Consider the following 18,771-nt stretch of genomic DNA (forward strand, 5'->3'; position numbering starts at 1 on the left):
CATGAGCGACAGCGCAGGCGAGAAGCAGGTCGTCATCCGAGCCGACCCCGACCGGCTCGCACAGGCGGTCGCCACCCGGCTGCTCAGTCGCCTCGCCAAGCGCGTCGTGGAGGGAAAGCTCGCCCACGTGTCGCTCACCGGCGGCTCGATGGGCGGCCGGGTGCTGTCGGCCGTCGCCCGCCATCCGCGCTGCGCGGAGATCGACTGGTCGCTCGTGCACTTCTGGTGGAGCGACGAGCGCTTCGTGCCCCGCGGATCCGCCGACCGCAACGACGTCGACGCCTACGCAGCGCTGTTCGACCTCATCGACATCCCGGACGAGAACGTCCACTCCATCGCCGGCAGCGAGGACGGCGTCGACCTCGAGGCCGCCGCGGATGCGTACTCGGCCGAGCTCGCCCGCTTCGCCGATCCGTCCGTCGGCGAATGGCCGTCGTTCGACGTCTGCTTCCTCGGCGTCGGGCCCGACGCGCACATCGCGTCGCTGTTCCCCGACCGGCCCGAGATCACGGTCACCGACCGCGCGACCCTGCCGGTGCGGGACTCCCCGAAGCCCCCGCCCGAGCGCATCACGGTGACGCGTCCGGTGATCAACTCGTCGAAGCGGGTCTGGATGGTGCTCGCCGGCGCGGACAAGGCCTCGGCACTCGGGCTCGCGTTGGCAGGGGCCAGCTATCAGAGCGTCCCGGCTGCCGGAGCGAAGGGCCGCAAGCGCACGGTCTTCTTCGTGGACGAGGCGGCGGCGGGCAAGGTTCCGCCGGAACTCATCGACAGCGACTACTGATCTCGGCGGTTCACCTGTCGCGTCCTGCAGGTCTCAGCGACCGGATGCGACAGGTGAGCCGCGCTCTCCCGCGTCGGTCAGCGGCGGCCGCCGCCCTGACCGGGTGCGCCCCCGCCCATGCCGCCCTGACCCGCGCTCGCCGTGCCCTCGACGACCTCCGCCGCCGCCGTGCCGTCGACGACGACACGGTAGGTCGCCCCGTCGGTCAGTGCCGCCGAGGAGTACACGACCGACGCGGCGCTCTTGGGCAGCGTCGTCTCCGCCAGCACGGTGCCGGAGGAGTCGACGATCTGAACCGTGGAGCCCGCCGCGATGCTCGCGGTCGCCGAGATCCACGACTGCGTCGACGACGACCCGGGGGCGACGGCCATGCCGGAGCTGCCGACCGCGAGGAGGGTGCCGCCGCTCACGATGAACTCGCCGTTCGCGTCCAGAGCACCGTTCCCGTCGTTCGTGGGGCCGTAGACCACCGTGTCGCCGCCGGTGATCGTCAGCGAGCCGTTCGAGTCCAGCCCGTCTCCGCCGGCATCGATCAGCACGGTGCCGCCGCTGATGAGGAGGGTCTCCCCCGAGTCGCCCATCCCGCCGCCGGACGACGTGGACGACCCGGCCGCGTTGATCCCGTCGTCGTCGGCGGTGATGTCGACCGCACCGCCGCTGATCACGATGTCGACGCCCTCGAGTCCCTCGGTGGAGGCGGTCACCGTCACCTCCCCGTCGTGCACGTCGAGCGTCGCGTCGGCGTGCACGCCGTCGTCGCCCGCGGCGATCGTCACGGTGGCCGCGCCGATGCCGATCGAGCCGTTGGAGTGGAGCCCGTCGTCGGCCGCGTCGATCGTGAGTGCACCGCCGTCTACGACGGCGACCGCCCCGGCCGCGACTCCCTTCGACGAGGACTCCTCACCGGCGCTCGCCCCCGCCCCGCCGCCGGCGGTGATCTCGATCGTGCCGCCGGTGACCACCACATCGGTCGCCGCGTCGATGCCGTCGTCGGCGGCGTCCACCTCGATCGTGCCGCCCGAGACCCACACGTACCCCCGGGTCTCGTCGTCGTCCTTGTCGCTCTTCAGCCCGTCGCCGCCCGCGGTGATCGCGAGGGAGCCGCCCTCGACGAGCAGCGAGTCCTTGCCCTGGAGCGCATCGTCTGCGGCGTCGATCGTGATGTCGCCGGACAGCACCACGAGGTCGTCCTGGGAGAAGATGCCGTCGGATCCACGGCCGTCGACCGTCAACGTCCCGGATCCGGTGATCGTGAGGTCCGCAGTGCTGTGGATGGCGGCGTTCGCCTCCGCATCCTCCGCGTACGACTCCGCGTCCGCGACGCTGTTGACGCTGCCGCTCGCGAGCGAGATCGCCACGTCGTCCGCGGAGACGACCTGGATCGCGGGCCCCGCGGTGGTGTCCATGTCGACGCCGTCGAGGATCAGCACGACCAGGGCGTCCTCGGGCGCGTCGACCACGACCGATCCCGAGTAGTCGCCGCTCAGACGGTAGACGCCGGCCGTGGTGATCGTCACCGTGGCGTCGGCGACCTCCACACCATCGGCGTCGGTCGTCGCCGTGTCGCGGGACAGGGCGATGTCGACCGCATCCGCCGCGGACCACTCGTCGTCCTGGACGACCGTGGCGTCCTCGTTCGCGGCGAGCACCGCGTCGGCGGTGAGCTCGCCCTCGTATGTCGACACGACCGACGTCGTGGTGCTCTCCTGGGAGGCGCCGGACACCGCGGTCGTCGTGCATCCCGCCAGGGTCACGGCGAGCACGATCGGTAGGGCGGTGAAGGTCAAGCGGCGACGGGACATGTCGGCTCCTCAGCTCGGTCGGTGTCGGTCGGTGGGATCGCGGGATCGAAGGCGTCGCGCAGGACGCGCGACCAGCGGTTGCGGGGAAGCTCGGGATTCATCGCGGCGAGCCCGGTGGCGTACTTGCTGACCGTCGCGGGCCGGAAGCCCCACCGCCAGAGCGTGCGGTCGAGCTCCGACGCACGTGTCGCCGACTTCGTCTCGACGATCGCGAGCTCAGGCAGCAGCATGCGCCGTCGAGGATTCTGCTCCCACTCCAGCCCGACGTCGATCGTGGCCCGTCCCACCCCGTCGGGCTGCAGCAGGGTCGCGCGCCGATACCGTGTGGTGAGCACCGGCTCGAGATCCTCCGCCCGCCCGCGCGGGACCCCGATCCCCTCGAACGCGAGCGCCGCGTACTCGCGCCCCTCCGCGGTCAGCCGACGGGTGTGCGCGGGGTCGTACGAGATCCGCTCCTTCACGGTGGTCGCGCGTGCGCCTCGTGTCTTCATCTCGAGGTAGGCGGTGCAGGTGTCGAGATAGGCGCGGGTGCGCAGCTTGAAGCGGCGTCGCCGCGGCTGCGCCGCCATCCGGAAGCTCAGCAGATCGGGGGTGTCGAAGTACACCGACTCGTACGAGAAGGCACGCTCACCGTCGATCTCGAGCACCTGCATGCCCTGCGGGAGCGAGGAGAGGATGTCGCCGAGCGCCGAGCGCGGCACCGTGTACTTGCGATCGACGCGGGTCAGCAGCGCCGCCTCGGCGACCAGCGTGTCGAGCGCGATGGGGGCGAACCGGTCGAGGGCGACGGATGTGCTCATGCGCCGGCTCCGATGCGCTGCCGAGCCCGTGTGCCGGCCTCGGCGCGGTGGCCGCCGGCGGCGGTACGGAACCGCACGTCGACGACCGTGATGTCGTTGACGAGGTCGAGCTCCTGCACGGTGAACGCGGTGACCTCGGCCCGCAGGCGCCCCTCGAGCTCGGCGCGGAGCGCGGCCTCGTCGGGGATGGCCCGGTCGAGCCGCACGACCTGGTGCCGGCTGCGGCTGAGCAGTCGGGGGTGGTCGGCCGCCCACATCACCGCGACGACGAGGGCGATCAGACCGATGGCGACCCACGGCGACGCCTCGCCGAGACCGGCGATGAGTCCGGTCGCCAGCGCCGAGAAGTAGTAGGAGACCTCGCGCTGCGAGATCTCCGAGGAGCGCAGTCGGATGATCGACAGCACGCCGAACAAGCCGAGCCCGAGCCCCAGTGCGACCTCCGCCGAGCCCAGCATCGTCGCCACCGCCAGGACGCCGACGTTCACGCCGAGATACGCCACGACGAGGTCGCGGCGACGGTGACGCACGTAGTACAGGGTGCTGAGCGCGATCGCGGCGATGAGGTCGACGGCGATGATCAGCAGGGCGATTGCGGTCATGGGGCTCTCCTGAACTCGGATGCGGATGAGACCATGTCACCGGGGCTCGCTATGCGTCGTCTCTGCGCGGGCTCTGCGACGGGTTCGAATTTGCGCTCGCGGAACACCGCGCCGCGCTGCACCCGGTAGCTCAGCACGAACAGCACCAGCTCGGTGACGACCTTCGCGAGCAGCAGCGGCACTCCGAGAGACGTCAGCCCCGCCATCCACACGATGTTGGACGCGAGCAGCGCCGTGGCGAGGACGGTGTACCCGGCGGCCTCCCGCGCCCGGCCGGCCGTGCCGCGACGCCCGAAGACGATCCGGCGGTTGACCGCGAAGTTCATTGCGGCGCTCAGCAGCCGCGCGGCGACGATCGAGGGCACGAGCCACCCGGTCACCGCGGTGAACAGGAGGAGGGCGACGGTGTCGACGGCGAAGCCCAGGAGCGACGAGCCGGCGAACGCCACGACCGGGCGGAGCACCCGGAGCGAGTCCACGACGGGTCGGAAGTGGCTCGATCGGTTGTCGTCCAGATAGACGGTGTCGATCGGGATCTCGCGCGTCGCGTATCCCGCGGCGTGCACGCGCAGCAGCACCGTCTGCTCGTACTCGAAGCGGTCGCCCGGCACCGTCAGCATCCACGGCAGGACGCCCGCAGGAAGGCCCCGCAGCCCCGTCTGCGTATCGCTCAGGGGCCACCCCGCGACAGCCCGGAAGAGCAGGCGCGAGAGCGCGTTGCCGGCCCGGCTGCGCCACGGCACGTCGCCGTCGAAACCGCGGCAGCCGAGGATGAGTCTCGGATCCCCCGCGGCCGCGTCCACACGCATCCCCTCGGCGATCCGCAGGATGTCGTGAACGGTGTGCTGCCCGTCGGCGTCGGCCGTGACGACATCCTCGCCGGGGTGCTCCGCGACGATGTACGCGAATCCGGTGCGGAGCGCGGCGCCCTTCCCCCGGTTCGCCGGATGCCGCAGCAACACGGCGCCCGCCTCGACCGCCTCGGCGAACACGGCGACGGAGGAGCCGCCGCTGCCGTCGTCCACGATCACCACCGACACGTCGGGATCGGCCGCCATCAGCTCGCGGGTGAGTCGCACGAGGCTCACGGACGGCGTGTACGCCGGGACGAGGACGATCACGACCGGGCGTCCTCGATGTAGAGGATGTCGCTCGTGCCCCGCTCCCCGCCGTTCGAGGGCTGGTTCACGACCTCTCCGTCGAAGTACATCGTGGAGGATCCGCCGCCGTCGAGGTTGTACGCGGTCGTCGCTCCCAGCCCCGTCATGATCTCGGCGAGCTCGGTCAGGGTGACGCCCGCCGAGTACCCTTCATCGCGCCCGTCGACGACGACGAACACCAGGTGGTTCTCGTCGATCACCCCGACTGCGGTGCGGGGCTGGTCCCCCTGGATCGAGTGGTTGCCGATGTTGGTGTCGATCTCCACGTCCTCGATGCCGTCGACCACCGCGCCGTCCTCGACGATCGCCGGACCGAAGCTCAGGGTGTTCCAGACGCCTGCAGCGAGCAGCTCGGCGGCGCTCGTCGTCGTCTCGTCGTAGACGGTGACCGTACCGTCGGTGTAGAAGGCCAGCCCGGTCCGGGCCGGCTCGTCGCGGTACACGACGCCGTTCCGGATGACGATCCCGTTGTCGCGGAACCCGTAGTAGTCGCCGTTGATCGCGAAGATCGCTCCGTTGTCGGCGGCGATCTCGCTGGTCGGCTCGATGATGTTCTCGCCGAACTGATCCTTCGCAAACGCGGAGCGCAGCTCCGTCGCGTCGCCCAGGACGACATCGGCGACGTAGTACGTGACCGTCTCGTCCCCGGTGCCCGTCGTGACGGTCGAGACGGTGACGGAGGTCTCGCCGTCCGTATACGATGAGCCCGTGAGGGTCGCCGTCGCGCCATCGGTGTCGTCGCTCGTGATCGTGCTGTTCTCCGCCTCGTAGGCGGAGACGTCGGAGATCTGCACGTGCTCCACGAGGAAGCGGTCCGCGGCCCAGGCGGCCGTCCCGCCGCAGGCGAGGACCACCACGACGGTGGCGGACACGACGGTGTTACGGAGACGGTGCCGACGACGGCGGGGCGGTTCGTGCGGTTCCATGCGTCATGGATACGCACCGCACCTGTCCACCCGATCTCCCCCGGCTATGTCCGAGCGATGACCGTGGACGTGTCGTCAGCTCTGGCCGCGCCGCTCGCGCAGCTTCTGCAGCGCCTCGTCGAGCAGTTGCTCGGCCTCGTCGTCGGTGCGACGCTCTTTCACGTACGCGAGATGGGTCTTGTAGGGCTCGCTCTTCGCGACGGCCGGCGGGTTCGCCTTGTCGCGGCCGGCCGGAAGACCGGAATGCGGGGAGTCGATCGTCTCCGGTATCTCCTCGTCGGGGATGCCGGCGGCGAAGTAGCGGACGGTCTCGTTGCCGAGGGCGTCCCAGTAGGACACAGCGACGCGGTCGGCGTGGTAGCCGTGGTCCTGCTCGCCCATGGGTCCGGCACCGACACGGGTGCCGCGGATCGCGTTTCCTCCGGTCGCCATCGTCACACCAGCCCGGAGAACTTGGTCACGAGCCCGAGGGCGACGATCGAGAGGAACCAGAGAAGCGCCAGCACGACGGTGAAGCGGTTGAGATTCCGCTCGGCGAGACCCGAGGAGCCCATCGTGGAGCTCATGCCGCCGCCGAACATGTCGGACAGCCCGCCGCCGCGACCCTTGTGCAGCAGGATGAGGAGGGTCAGCAGAAGGCTCGTGATGCCGAGGAGCACCTGGAGCACGAACTCGAGGATCTGCACTGTGGTCGTCGCCCTTTCCGTGCGCTCCGAGGGAGCACACGAGGATCAAGTATAGCCAGCCGCGCGGCGGCGTCCGGGAGGCCGGGCGAACCCGGCCTCCCGGCGCGTCACACGCCGACGTGCTTCTGGTAGCGGATGATGGCGGCGAACTCGTCCGCGACGAGACTGGCTCCGCCCACGAGCGCGCCGTCGACGTCGGGCTCGCGCAGGAAGCTCGCGATGTTGCTCGACTTCACGGAGCCGCCGTACAGCACACGGGTGCGGGCCGCCGCATCCTCGCCGAGCCTCTCGGCGACGACCTGACGCAGCTTGGCCGCGACCTCCTGCGCCTGCTCCGGCGTCGCCGCCTGGCCGGACCCGATGGCCCAGACCGGCTCGTAGGCGACGACGATGTCGGCGTCGGACGCCACACCCTCGAGCGCCGTCTGCAGCTGCCCCACGGGAACAGCGCTCGCGCCGAACTCCTCGAGGTCCGCCGCCGTCTCCCCGACGCAGATGACGGGGCGCAACCCGTGCCTCAGCGCCGCCGCGACCTTCGCCGCCACGACCTCGTCGGTCTCCGTGTGGTACTCGCGGCGTTCCGAGTGACCGATGATCACGTACGCCGCGTCGAGCTTCGCGAGGAACGCGCCGGAGATCTCACCCGTGTACGCACCCGAGTCGTGCACCGACACGTCCTGCGCACCGAGGGCGAAAGGGATCTTGTCGGCGTCGATGAGCGTCTGCACCGTGCGCAGGTCGGTGAACGGCGGGAAGATCCCGACCTCGACGCTGTCGAACTCGTGCTTCGCGTCCCTCAGGGTCCAGTGCAGCTTCTGCACCAGCGCGACCGCTTGCAGATGGTCGAGGTTCATCTTCCAGTTGCCGGCGATGAACGGGGTTCTGGTCACTGCGACCATCCGAGGACCTCCAGTCCGGGGAGCTTCTTGCCTTCGAGGAACTCCAGGCTGGCTCCGCCGCCGGTGGAGATGTGACCGAACTGGTCGTCGCGGAAGCCGAGCTGGCGCACGGCCGCCGCGGAGTCGCCGCCGCCGACGACCGAGAGACCGTCGACGGCGGTGAGCGCCTGGGCGACGGTGCGGGTGCCGTTCGCGAACGCGGGGAACTCGAACACGCCCATCGGACCGTTCCAGAACACCGTCGTCGACTCCCGGATCAGCTCGGCGAAGCGCGCTGCCGTCTCGGGACCGATGTCGAGGCCGATGCCGGAGGCGCCGGCAGCGGTGCGCTCGATCCCGTCGACCGGGGATATCTCGTTCGCCGCGTCCGCCGCGAACGACGCGGCGACGACGACGTCCGTGGGCAGGACTATCTCGACGCCCCGCTCCTCCGCGTCGGCCAGGTACCCGCGCACCGTCTCGAGCTGGTCCTCTTCGAGAAGGCTCGAGCCGACGGCGTGCCCCTGCGCCTTGAGGAACGTGAACAGCATCCCTCCGCCGATGAGAATCCGGTCGACGCGGGGCAGCAGGTGCTCGATGACGCCGAGCTTGTCGCTGACCTTCGACCCGCCGAGCACGACCGCATACGGGCGCTGCGGGCTCTCGGTGAGCCGGTCGAGCACGTCGACCTCGGTCTCGATCAGGAGTCCCGCGGCGGACGGCAGGATCTCCGCCAGCTCGTAGACGCTCGCCTGCTTGCGGTGGACGACGCCGAAGCCGTCGGAGACGAGCGCGTCGCCGAGTGCCGCGAGCTGCTGCGCGAACGCGTGACGCTCGTCGGCGTCCTTCGAGGTCTCGCCCGCGTTGAAGCGCAGGTTCTCGATGACCGTGACGTCACCGTCGGCGAGGGATGCGGCCGCCTCACGGGCCGACTCCCCCACCGTGTCGCGTGCGAACGCGACCGGCTTGCCGAGCAGCTCGGACAGACGCTGCGCGACCGGCTCGAGACTGTACGTCGGGTCTGGGGCGCCGCCGGGCCGGCCCAGGTGCGAGGCGACGACGAGGCGAGCGCCTTGATTGATCAGGGCGTTGAGGGTGGGAAGCGTCGCCCGTACGCGACCATCGTCCGTGATGACCCCGTCCCGCAGGGGTACGTTGAGGTCGGCACGGACGATGATGCGCCTGCCGGCGAGCGAACCCAGCGAATCGAGGGTGCGCAGAGACATGACGATCGCTCAGAGCCGCTCGGCGACGTACTCGGTGAGGTCGACGAGGCGGTTCGAGTAGCCCCACTCGTTGTCGTACCAGCTGGAGAGCTTGACCTGGGTGCCGATGACCCGGAGCAGGCCCGCGTCGAAGATCGACGAGTGCGGGTCGGTGACGATGTCGCTCGAGACGATCTCGTCCTCGGTGTACTTGAGGATGCCCTTCAGGGGGCCGGACTCGGCGGCGGCCTTGTAGGCGGCCTTGATCTCGTCGATGGTGACCTCGCGCGACGCCTCGACGGTCAGGTCGGTGATGGAGCCGGTGGGGATCGGAACGCGCAGCGCGAAGCCGTCGAGCTTGCCCTTGAGCTCCGGCAGGACCAGGCCGATGGCCTTGGCCGCGCCCGTGGAGGTGGGGACGATGTTGATCGCGGCGGCGCGGGCACGACGCAGGTCGCTGTGCGGGCCGTCCTGCAGGTTCTGGTCGGCCGTGTACGCGTGAACCGTCGTCATGAGGCCCGTGACGATGCCGAAGTTGTCGTTGAAGACCTTCGCGAGCGGCGCGAGGCAGTTCGTGGTGCACGACGCGTTCGAGATGATGGCGTCGGTCTCGGGGTTGTAGTCGCCCTCGTTGACGCCCATGACGATCGTCACGTCGTCGCCCGTGGCGGGAGCCGAGATGAGCACCTTCTTTGCGCCCGCGGCGATGTGCTTCTTGGCGTCCTCGGCCTTGGTGAAACGGCCGGTGGACTCGATGACGATGTCGACGCCGAGCTCGCCCCAGGGCAGGTTCGCGGGGTCGCGCTCCTCGAACACCTTGATGGTCTTGCCGCCGACCGTGATCGAGTCGGCGTCGTAGGTGACCTCCTCGTCCAGGCGACCGGTGACCGAGTCGTACTTGAGCAGATGGGCGAGGGTCTTGTTGTCGGTGAGGTCGTTCACCGCCACGATGTCGAGGTCCGCACCCTGCGCGAGAGCCGCGCGAAGGTAGTTGCGTCCGATACGGCCGAAGCCGTTGATGCCGATCTTGACAGACACGGTGTCTCCCGTTTTCTCGTCGCGCCGCAGCGCCGTTCCCGTCCCGAGACATGCCCCCGGGCAGAGCCGCGCACGTCGGTACGTCGGCTCGGAAGAAGAGGATGCCGGAGCCCCCGAAAGCGAGGGCTCCGCGGCATCCTCACCTGATCATGACCCTACCAGCAGGCCCGCCGTCTTCTCCCGGGCCGTGACAAAGCGCTCCTGGACGTTGGCCCAGTTGGCGATGTTCCAGAACGCCTTGACGTAGTCGGCGCGCACGTTCTTGTAGTCGAGGTAGTACGCGTGCTCCCAGACGTCGAGCAGCAGCAGCGGCACCGTGCCGGCGGCGAACTGCGACTGCTGGTCGAAGAACTGCTGGACGATGAGGTTCTCGCCGATCGAGTCCCAGAACAGGCCCGCCCAGCCGGAGCCCTGCACGCCGAGGGCGGCGGCGGTGAACTGCGCCTGGAACTTGTCGAACGAGCCGAAGTTGTCGTCGATCGCGGACTCGAGGTCTCCGGTGGGCTTGTCGCCACCGTTCGGCGAGAGGTTCGTCCAGAAGATCGAGTGGTTCGTGTGCCCGCCCAGGTTGAAGGCGAGATCCTTTTCGAGCTTGTTGATGTTCGCGAAGTTGCCCGTGTCACGGGCCTCCGCGAGCTGCTCGAGCGCGGTGTTCGCACCCGTGACGTACGCCTGGTGATGCTTGTCGTGGTGCAACTCGGTGATCGTCGCACTGATGTGCGGCTCGAGCGCGGCGACGTCGTAGGGCAGGTCGGGCAGGGTGTACTTCGCCATGTTCTCTTCTTCCTGTCGGCGCCGCGCAGAATTCCCCGACGCGGCGAGGGGAGGATCTCATCCTAGTGAGGGGCAACTGCGCACCCGAAGGCTTGATTCCCGTGTATGACGCCGCTAGACGCTCGCGCGTGTCGCGCCCTGCATCCGCCCCCGCAGGTCTCAGTCCTCGGCGCCGACGGGGACGGCGGACTCGGTGCCCGGCAGACCTTCGGCCTCGGCCTTCTTGTCGGCCATGGCGAGCAGACGACGGATGCGGCCCGCCACCGCATCCTTCGTCATCGGCGGGTCGGCGTGGTGGCCGAGCTCGTCCAGGCTCGCATCGCGGTGTGCGAGACGCAGGTCGCCGGCCGCACGGAGGTGATCGGGGACCGTGTCGCCGAGGATCTCGAGCGCCCGTTCGACGCGGGCGCACGCGGCCACCGCGGCCTGCGCCGAGCGGCGGAGGTTCGCGTCGTCGAAGTTCACCAGCCGGTTGACGCCCGCACGCACCTCGCGCCGCTGGCGCAACTGCTCCCAGTCCTGAGCGGCCTTACGCGCGCCCATCTCATGCAGCGCGGACCGGATGGCCTCGCCCTCGCGGACGACGACCCGGGGTACTCCTCGCACCTCGCGGGCCTTCGCCGGGATCCCGAGGCGGTGCGCGGCGCCGACGAGCGCCATCGCGGCCTCGCCCGAGGGGCAGGATATCTCGAGCGCGGCCGAGCGGCCCGGGTCGCTCAGCGAGCCGGCGGCGAGGAACGCGCCGCGCCAGATGGCCGCGAGATCGTGTCTGGCGCCGGTCGTCAGCTTGTTCGGCAGACCCCGCACCTGACGGCGACGCTGGTCGAGCAGGCCGGTCTGACGGGCGAGGGTCTCTCCCCCGTCGATCACACGCACCGCGTAGGATCCCCCGGTGCGACCCGCCGTGCCCTGCACATGCGCGAGCTCGGGGCGCACGCCGTACAGCTCGACCAGCTCGCGGGCGACGCGGCGCGCAAGGGACTCGGAGTCGACCTCGGCCTCCACCGCCACCCGACCCGCGATCGAGTGCAGGCCACCGGCGAAGCGCAGGATCGCCGTCAACTCTGCCACTCTGGCGGTGGGACGCGGATCACGTCCGGCGATCAATTCGGCCTTGACGTCGGCGGTCAGGGGCACGGCACTCCTCGGGGGGGATCAGGGCGGGGGAACGACGTTCCAGCCTACTCGCGCCCGAGGTCTCGATGTGTGACGCTGACGGCCACGCCCGGTGTCCGGTCGAGTCGAGCGGCGATCTCCCGAGCCATGACGACCGAGCGGTGCTTGCCACCGGTGCACCCCACGGCGATGATCGAGTGCCGCTTGTTCTCCCGCTGATAGCCGGCGAGCACCGGCTCGAGCGCGGCGGTGTACGCCTCCAGGAAGGGCAGCGCCCCCTCCTGCCCGAGCACGAAGTCGCGCACCGCGTCGTCCTCGCCGGTGAGCGAGCGCAGTTCGTCGGTCCAGTAGGGATTCGGCAGGAACCGCATGTCGGCGACGAGGTCGGCGTCCGGCGGCAACCCGTACTTGAAGCCGAAGCTCATGACCGTCACGGTGTGCGGCGCCGTGCCCTCGGCCGAGAAGAGCTCCGCCACCCTGCTGGTCAGCTGATGGATGTTGTACGACGAGGTGTCGATGATGAGGTCGGCGCTCTCGCGCACGGGCGCCAGGCGTGCGCGTTCGCGGCGGATGCCGTCGACGATGGTTCCCGTGGCCTGCAGCGGATGCGGACGCCGCACCGCCTCGAACCGCCGCACCAGCACGTCGTCGCTCGCGTCGAGGAACACGATCCGCAGCTGGCGACCGTCGCGCAGCGACCGGGTCACCTCGGGCAGACTGCCGAACAGCTCGCGACCGCGCACGTCGACGACCACTGCGACCCGCGGGACGGCACCGCCGGCGAGGTCGGAGAGCTCGAGCAGGGGCCGCAGCATCGTCGGCGGCAGGTTGTCGACCACGTACCAGTCGAGGTCCTCGAGCGCGTTCGCGACGGTTGAGCGCCCTGCGCCCGACATGCCGGTGACGATCAGCACCTCACCGGTGGTCGTCACCGCGGGATCCGGCATGTCCACCCCTGTCGTCGTGGCCTCCACCCTATCGACTCGTCAACGGGTCCGTGCCGCCGACTCCGCCGGATGAGGCGACGATCCCCCGCCGGGCGTGCGGAACGGGCCGGTGGGCTGGTCTCGGGACGCGACCCGATATCGGGGTCGCGGGGCGTTCAGAAGGGTGGCGTGTCGTTGTGTGGGGTGAATCGTATGGTGGGGTGGTTTGTCGGTTCGAGATCCCCAGATCCACGTACACCTGCTTCTGCGACATCCCCTGCACGAGCACGAACGCGACCGCGTCGCGCGTGAACTCCTCCGAATACTTCGCCGGCATGACTACATCCTTCCCGCCCCGATCGATCAGATCACAGCAGTCCCGGAGTCAACCGAAGCTTCAGCATTCCGGGACCCTGCAAACAAGTCACCCCCGGGTCAGATGCTCGTGCACCGACGCCGCGAGCTTCGGACCTATGCCGGGCAGCTCCGCGATCTGCTCGGGCGCGGCCTGTCGCAGCGCCGCCACCGAGCCGAAATGCCGCAGCAGCGCCTTGATACGCGCATCGCCCAGGCCCGGCACCTCGGACAGGACACTCGTGATGTCGCGTCCACGGCGCTTGCGCTGGTGGGTGATCGCGAAGCGGTGGGCCTCGTCGCGCAGCCGCTGCAGCAGGTACAGGGCTTCAGAGGTGCGCGGCAGGATCACCGGGTAGTCCTCCCCCGGAAGCCAGACCTCCTCGAGCCTCTTGGCGATGCCGCACAGGGCGATCTCGGTGTGTCCGGAGTCCTCCAGCGCCCGTGCCGCCGCGGCGACCTGCGGCTGACCGCCGTCGACCACGAGCAGCTGCGGCGGGTACGCGAACCGCGGGCGTTTGCGCACGGTCGCCACGACCTCCTCGCCGTCCGCCGCGATCGCGGCATCGACCGATGCCGAGGCTATCTCCGCATCCGTACGGTCCTCCGGTCGGTCGAGATGGGCCAGGCGCCGCGTCAGCACCTGATGGATCGAGTCGGTGTCGTCGGTGGTCTCGGGGATGCCGAACGTGCGGTACTGGTCCTTGCGGGGAAGACCGTCCTCGAACACGACCATCGATGCGACGACGTTCGTCCCGGACAGGTGCGACACGTCGTAGCACTCGATGCGCAAGGGCGCCTCGGTGAGCCCCAGTGCCTCCTGCAGATCGGTGAGCGCCTGCGTCCGGGCGACGTAGTCGCTCGTGCGGCGGGTCTTGTGCAGCATGAGCGCCTGCTGCGCATTGATCGTCGCGGTGCGCATGAGGTCGGCCTTGCCGCCGCGCTGGGCCACCTGCAGGGTGACGTTCTTGCCCCGCTTGTCGCGGAGCCACTGCTCCAGCTCCGCCGCATCCTCGGGCAGCACCGGGACGAGCACCTGCTTGGGGATGTCGGCGGGCGCCGCATCGCCGTACGTGCGCTGCACCACCTGATCGACCAGGTCGGCCCCCGAGATGTCGAGCTCCTTCTCGATCGTGGTCGCCCGCACCCCCCGCACACGTCCGCCCCGCACGACGAAGTGCTGGACCGCGGCGGCGAGCTCGTCCTCGGCGATCCCGAAGAGATCCGCGTCGGTGTCGTCGGGCAGCACGAGCGCGCTCTTGCCCAGCACGGCCTCGATCGCCTGCAGTTTGTCGCGGTAGCCCGCTGCGGACTCGTAGTCCATCGCGGCGGCGGACTCCCGCATCCGTGCCGTCAGTGCGCGGGCGAACCGCTGATCGCCCCCGGACATGAAGGCGACGAAGTCGTCGACCATGGCACGGTGCTCATCGATCGTCACCTTCATCGAGCAGGGACCGCCGCACCGCCCGATCTGCCCGGGGAAGCAGGGACGCCCGGTCGCCATCGCCTTCTTGTAAGAGGAGTCCGAGCACGTGCGGATGGGGAAGACCTTGATCATCAGGTCGATCACGTCGTGCACGGCCCAGATCTTCGGGTACGGGCCGAAGTACTTCGCGCCCCGGATCCGGCGGTTGCGCGTCACGATCACGCGCGGCGCCTCATCGGCGAGGGTGATCGCCATGTACGGGTAGGACTTGTCGTCCTTGTACCGGACGTTGAAGGGCGGCGTGAACTCCTGGATCCACATGTACTCGAGCTGGAGAGCCTCGACGTCGCTGCCGACCACAGTCCACTCGACGGATGCGGCGGTCGTCACCATCCGCCGGGTGCGTTCGTGGAGGGTGTGCAGCGGTGCGAAGTAGTTCGACAGCCGGGCACGCAGGTTCTTCGCCTTGCCGACGTACAGGATGCGGCCCTCGGCGTCGCGGAACCGGTAGACGCCGGGACTGGTCGGGATCTCCCCCTGCTTCGGCCGATACGGCAGAACGGAGGGCACGGTCAGCCGGCCTTGCGCCGCTCGCCGAGGTCGAGCACCTCCGCGAGGAACGACCCGGTGTAGCTGCCCTCGGTCCGTGCCACCCGTTCGGGCGTGCCGGTCGCGATGATCGTACCGCCGCCCGAGCCGCCTTCGGGACCGAGATCGATCACCCAGTCGGCCGACTTGATCACATCGAGGTTGTGCTCGATGACGATGACGGTGTTCCCCTTGTCGACGAGGCTGTTCAGCACCTCGAGGAGCCGCGCGACGTCTTCGAAGTGGAGTCCCGTCGTCGGCTCGTCCAGCACGTAGACGCTGCGTCCGTTCGAGCGGCGCTGCAGCTCGGTGGCGAGCTTCACGCGCTGCGCCTCACCGCCGGAGAGCGTGGTGGCGGACTGGCCGAGGCGCACGTACCCGAGTCCCACGTCGACGAGGGTGCGCAGGTACCGATGGATCGCCTGGATCGGCTCGAAGAAGTCGGCCGCCTCCGAGATCGGCATCTCGAGCACCTCCGCGACGTTCTTGCCCTTGTAGTGCACCGACAGGGTGTCGCGGTTGTACCGCTTGCCGTGGCACACCTCGCAATCGACGTACACGTCGGGCAGGAAGTTCATCTCGATCTTGATCGTGCCGTCTCCCGAGCACGCCTCGCAGCGGCCGCCCTTGACGTTGAAGCTGAACCGACCGGCCTGGTACCCACGCGCCTTGGCCTCGGGGGTCTCGGCGAAGAGGGTGCGGATGCGGTCGAAGACGCCGGTGTAGGTGGCCGGGTTCGAGCGCGGGGTGCGGCCGATGGGCGCCTGGTCGACGTGCACGACCTTGTCGAGATTGTCGAGACCGGTGACCCGGGTGTGCTTGCCGGGCACCCGGCGCGCGCCGTTGAGCCGGGACGCGAGCACCTCGTAGAGGATGCCGTTCACGAGCGACGACTTGCCGGAGCCGCTCACACCGGTGACGGCGGTGAGCACGCCCAGCGGGAAGGTCGCGGTGACGTTCTTCAGGTTGTTCTCGCGCGCCCCCACGACCGAGATCTGCCGCTTCTTGTCGATCGGGCGGCGCGTGGCCGGCACCGGGATGCTGCGACGCCCGGAGAGATATGCGGCCGTGAGCGAGTCGGGGTCGGCGAGCAGCCGCTCATAGGGCCCGGAGTGCACGACGTTGCCGCCGTCGACGCCCGCCCGCGGTCCGATGTCGACGATCCAGTCGGCCGCCTGGATGGTCTCCTCGTCGTGCTCGACCACGATGAGCGTGTTGCCGAGGTTCTTCAGCGCCACCAGCGTCTCGATCAGCCGTCGGTTGTCGCGCTGGTGCAGGCCGATCGAGGGCTCGTCGAGCACGTAGAGCACACCGGTCAGGCCCGACCCGATCTGGGTCGCGAGCCGGATGCGCTGCGCCTCGCCGCCGGAGAGGGAGCCGGCCGCACGGGACAGGCTGAGGTAGGTGAGCCCCACCTGGATGAGGAAGTCGAGGCGCACGCGGATCTCGCGGAGCACCGCCGCCGCGATCTTCGCCTCGCGCTCGGTGAGGTCGAGCTTCGCGAAGAACTGCTGGGCGTCCGCGAGGCTCAGGCGCGAGGCGTCCGCGATCGAGGTGCCGTGGACGAGCACGGCGAGGACCTCGGGCTTCAGGCGAGCGCCGTCGCAGACCGGGCAGGGCACCTCGCGCAGGTACTCGCCCCAGCGCTGACGGGCACTGTCGGACTCGGCCTGCTGGTACTGCCTCTCGATGTAGGGCACCACGCCCTCGAAGCCGGAGGTGTAACGCATCTCACGGCCGTAGCGGTTCTTCCACTTCACCGAGACCTTGAAGTTATCGCCGTGCAGCACGGCATCCTTCACATGCTGCGGCAGCCTCACCCACGGCTTGTCCAAGGAGAATCCGAGATCGTCGGACAGCCCCTCGAGCAGCCGCTCGTAGTACTGGAAGAGTCCCTTGCCCTGCGTCGTCCACGGGATGATGACGCCCTCGCGGATGGAGAGATCCTCGTCGCCGAGCATCAGCTCCACATCGACCGACATCCGGGTTCCCAGTCCCGAGCACGCGGGGCAGGCCCCGAACGGCGCGTTGAACGAGAACGTGCGCGGCTCGATCTCGGTCAGCTGCAGCGGGTGCCCGTTCGGGCACGCCAGCTTCTCGCTGAAGTTCTGCCAGGCGTCGTCGCCCTCCTCGTCGACGAAGTTCACCTGCATGACGCCACCGGCCAGGCCCAGTGCGGTCTCGACCGAGTCGGTCACGCGCGACAGGATGTCGGGGCTCGCGACCAGACGGTCGACGACGACCGCGATGTCGTGCTTGTAGCTCTTCTTGAGCGTCGGCGGCTCGGCGAGCTGGACCAGGTCGCCGTCGACCACGGCACGCGCATAGCCCTTCGCACTCAGCTCTTTGAAGAGGTCGACGAACTCGCCCTTCTTCTGCGTGACGACCGGCGCCACGATCTGATACCGCGTGCGGTCGGGCAGTTCCATGAGCTGGTCGGCGATCTGCTGCACGGTCTGACGCTGGATCACCTCGCCGCACTCGGGACAGTGCGGCACGCCGATGCGCGCCCAGAGAAGGCGCATGTAGTCGTGGATCTCGGTGATCGTGCCCACGGTCGAGCGCGGGTTGCGGTTCGTCGACTTCTGGTCGATCGACACGGCAGGGCTCAGGCCCTCGATGAAGTCGACGTCGGGGCGGTCGACCTGGCCGAGGAACTGGCGGGCGTAGGAGCTCAGCGACTCGACGTAGCGGCGCTGCCCCTCGGCGAAGATGGTGTCGAACGCGAGACTCGACTTTCCCGACCCGGACAGGCCGGTGAAGACGACCATGGAGTCGCGCGGGATGTCGAGATCCACGTTCTTGAGATTGTGGACGCGAGCGCCGCGAACGCTGAGAGTTCCGGCGTTGTGGGCGAGTTCGGACACGGGAAGAATGGGCACCCGTCAAGTGTAGGCAGCACCGCCGACACCGGCTCCGGGCTTGCCCTTCTCGTGCTCCGCGTGCGCCGTTCGCACGCCTCCGAGGGAGGAGGTGCTCAGCGGGAGGAGGCTCAGGCGTCGAGGCGTCCGGCGAAGGGGGCCAGGCCGTCTCGGAGCGCCGCGAGCGCGGCAGCATCCAGACCGACCCGCGCCATGATCTGCTCCGGAACCGAGACTGCCCTCGCACGCAGCCGCCGACCCTCGTCGGTGAGACCGATCTCGAGGACGCGTTCGTCGCTCGCCCGCCGCGCACGGGTCACCCGCCCCTGCGCCTCGAGGCGCTTGGCCAGCGGCGACAGGGTGGCCGGCTCCATCGCGAGCTCGCCGGCGAGCTCGCCCAGCGCCCGGGGCGAGCGCTCCCACAACGCGAGCATGACGAGGTATTGCGGGTGCGTGAGCCCCAGTGGCTCGAGCACGGGGCGATAGATCGACACGACGTTGCGCGCCGCCGTCACGAGCGCGAAGCACACCTGGTTCTCGAGACGGAGCAGATCGTCGGACACGGGTCGATTCTATCAGATTTCATTAGTACACTAATATTCATGGCGCGAACCGACTCGAACTCCTCCCGGCCTCCTCTGCGGGAGCGCGTGCGGACGGCGGGCGGATGGTACGCCTGGATCAACGCATCGCTCATCCGTGCGGCGGGCCCGGCCTCGGTCGGGCCGTACGAGACGACGCCCGAACCCGTACGCACCGAGCAGCCCTGTCCGCTGTGCAGCGCGCCGATGTCGGCGCACACGTTCGACCGCTCCGGCCCGAAGCCCCTCATGCACTGCCCGTGA

Annotated in this window: 18 protein-coding genes; 2 read left to right on the forward strand and 16 right to left on the reverse strand. The window is 69.5% G+C overall.

All coding sequences use genetic code 11. From position 1 onward, the window contains the following. Position 1: 1 nt before the first annotated feature. Positions 2 to 784, forward strand: coding sequence for a 6-phosphogluconolactonase (gene pgl, locus GVL03_RS09960; RefSeq protein WP_159500841.1), 783 nt, complete (start codon positions 2 to 4; stop codon positions 782 to 784). A gap of 77 nt (positions 785 to 861) precedes the next feature. Here the strand turns inward: pgl and GVL03_RS09965 are convergent, their stop codons facing one another. The 16 genes from GVL03_RS09965 to GVL03_RS10040 all read right to left on the reverse strand — a co-directional run bounded on the left by GVL03_RS09965 (position 862) and on the right by GVL03_RS10040 (position 18,489). Next, positions 862 to 2,586, reverse strand: coding sequence for a carbohydrate-binding domain-containing protein (locus GVL03_RS09965; protein ID WP_159500842.1), 1,725 nt, complete (start codon positions 2,584 to 2,586; stop codon positions 862 to 864). After that, positions 2,568 to 3,386, reverse strand: coding sequence for a polyphosphate polymerase domain-containing protein (locus tag GVL03_RS09970; protein WP_159500843.1), 819 nt, complete (start codon positions 3,384 to 3,386; stop codon positions 2,568 to 2,570). The genes GVL03_RS09965 and GVL03_RS09970 overlap by 19 nt, the downstream gene beginning before the upstream one ends. Then, on the reverse strand, positions 3,383 to 3,988 hold the full coding sequence (locus GVL03_RS09975) for a DUF4956 domain-containing protein (protein ID WP_159500844.1): 606 nt from the start codon (positions 3,986 to 3,988) through the stop codon (positions 3,383 to 3,385). The genes GVL03_RS09970 and GVL03_RS09975 overlap by 4 nt, the downstream gene beginning before the upstream one ends. Continuing rightward, positions 3,985 to 5,109 carry a bifunctional glycosyltransferase family 2/GtrA family protein gene (locus tag GVL03_RS09980; RefSeq protein WP_159500845.1) on the reverse strand — a complete coding sequence of 375 codons (1,125 nt, stop codon included), beginning with the start codon at positions 5,107 to 5,109 and terminating at the stop codon, positions 3,985 to 3,987. The genes GVL03_RS09975 and GVL03_RS09980 overlap by 4 nt, the downstream gene beginning before the upstream one ends. Then, on the reverse strand, positions 5,106 to 6,074 hold the full coding sequence (locus GVL03_RS09985; RefSeq protein WP_159500846.1) for a phosphodiester glycosidase family protein: 969 nt from the start codon (positions 6,072 to 6,074) through the stop codon (positions 5,106 to 5,108). Before GVL03_RS09985 ends, GVL03_RS09980 begins: the two co-directional genes overlap by 4 nt. A 75-nt stretch (positions 6,075 to 6,149) precedes the next feature. Continuing rightward, positions 6,150 to 6,506: an RNA polymerase-binding protein RbpA gene (locus GVL03_RS09990; protein ID WP_159500847.1), complete on the reverse strand. Its 357-nt coding sequence runs from the start codon at positions 6,504 to 6,506 to the stop codon at positions 6,150 to 6,152. A gap of 2 nt (positions 6,507 to 6,508) precedes the next feature. After that, the gene (secG, locus tag GVL03_RS09995) at positions 6,509 to 6,760 is read right to left on the reverse strand and encodes a preprotein translocase subunit SecG (protein WP_159500848.1); all 252 of its coding nucleotides are present in this window, start codon (positions 6,758 to 6,760) and stop codon (positions 6,509 to 6,511) included. Positions 6,761 to 6,867: 107 nt separating this feature from the next. Next, positions 6,868 to 7,659, reverse strand: a complete 792-nt coding sequence (gene tpiA, locus GVL03_RS10000) for a triose-phosphate isomerase (protein WP_159500849.1) — start codon at positions 7,657 to 7,659, stop codon at positions 6,868 to 6,870. Then, positions 7,647 to 8,864 carry a phosphoglycerate kinase gene (pgk, locus tag GVL03_RS10005; protein WP_159500850.1) on the reverse strand — a complete coding sequence of 406 codons (1,218 nt, stop codon included), beginning with the start codon at positions 8,862 to 8,864 and terminating at the stop codon, positions 7,647 to 7,649. Before pgk ends, tpiA begins: the two co-directional genes overlap by 13 nt. Positions 8,865 to 8,873: 9 nt before the next feature. After that, positions 8,874 to 9,881 (reverse strand): type I glyceraldehyde-3-phosphate dehydrogenase, encoded by a 1,008-nt coding sequence (gap, locus tag GVL03_RS10010; RefSeq protein ID WP_159500851.1) that lies wholly within the window; start codon positions 9,879 to 9,881, stop codon positions 8,874 to 8,876. Positions 9,882 to 10,028: 147 nt separating this feature from the next. Continuing rightward, positions 10,029 to 10,655 (reverse strand): superoxide dismutase, encoded by a 627-nt coding sequence (locus tag GVL03_RS10015; RefSeq protein ID WP_159500852.1) that lies wholly within the window; start codon positions 10,653 to 10,655, stop codon positions 10,029 to 10,031. 159 nt (positions 10,656 to 10,814) lie between these two features. Then, positions 10,815 to 11,792 (reverse strand): DNA-binding protein WhiA, encoded by a 978-nt coding sequence (gene whiA / locus GVL03_RS10020; protein ID WP_159500853.1) that lies wholly within the window; start codon positions 11,790 to 11,792, stop codon positions 10,815 to 10,817. Positions 11,793 to 11,836: 44 nt separating this feature from the next. Beyond that, the gene (rapZ, locus tag GVL03_RS10025) at positions 11,837 to 12,718 is read right to left on the reverse strand and encodes an RNase adapter RapZ (RefSeq protein WP_159500854.1); all 882 of its coding nucleotides are present in this window, start codon (positions 12,716 to 12,718) and stop codon (positions 11,837 to 11,839) included. A 403-nt stretch (positions 12,719 to 13,121) separates the two neighbouring features. Beyond that, on the reverse strand, positions 13,122 to 15,047 hold the full coding sequence (gene uvrC / locus GVL03_RS10030; RefSeq protein ID WP_159500855.1) for an excinuclease ABC subunit UvrC: 1,926 nt from the start codon (positions 15,045 to 15,047) through the stop codon (positions 13,122 to 13,124). A 2-nt stretch (positions 15,048 to 15,049) separates the two neighbouring features. Continuing rightward, positions 15,050 to 17,947, reverse strand: coding sequence for an excinuclease ABC subunit UvrA (gene uvrA, locus GVL03_RS10035; protein ID WP_159500856.1), 2,898 nt, complete (start codon positions 17,945 to 17,947; stop codon positions 15,050 to 15,052). A 110-nt stretch (positions 17,948 to 18,057) separates the two neighbouring features. Continuing rightward, positions 18,058 to 18,489, reverse strand: coding sequence for a MarR family winged helix-turn-helix transcriptional regulator (locus GVL03_RS10040; protein ID WP_159500857.1), 432 nt, complete (start codon positions 18,487 to 18,489; stop codon positions 18,058 to 18,060). A gap of 39 nt (positions 18,490 to 18,528) precedes the next feature. Here GVL03_RS10040 and GVL03_RS10045 point away from each other — a divergent pair, with 39 nt between their 5' ends. Then, positions 18,529 to 18,771, forward strand: coding sequence for a hypothetical protein (locus tag GVL03_RS10045; protein ID WP_159500858.1), 243 nt, complete (start codon positions 18,529 to 18,531; stop codon positions 18,769 to 18,771).

The sequence above is a fragment of the Microbacterium sp. 18062 genome (genome assembly GCF_902706225.1).
Classification (GTDB): domain Bacteria; phylum Actinomycetota; class Actinomycetes; order Actinomycetales; family Microbacteriaceae; genus Microbacterium.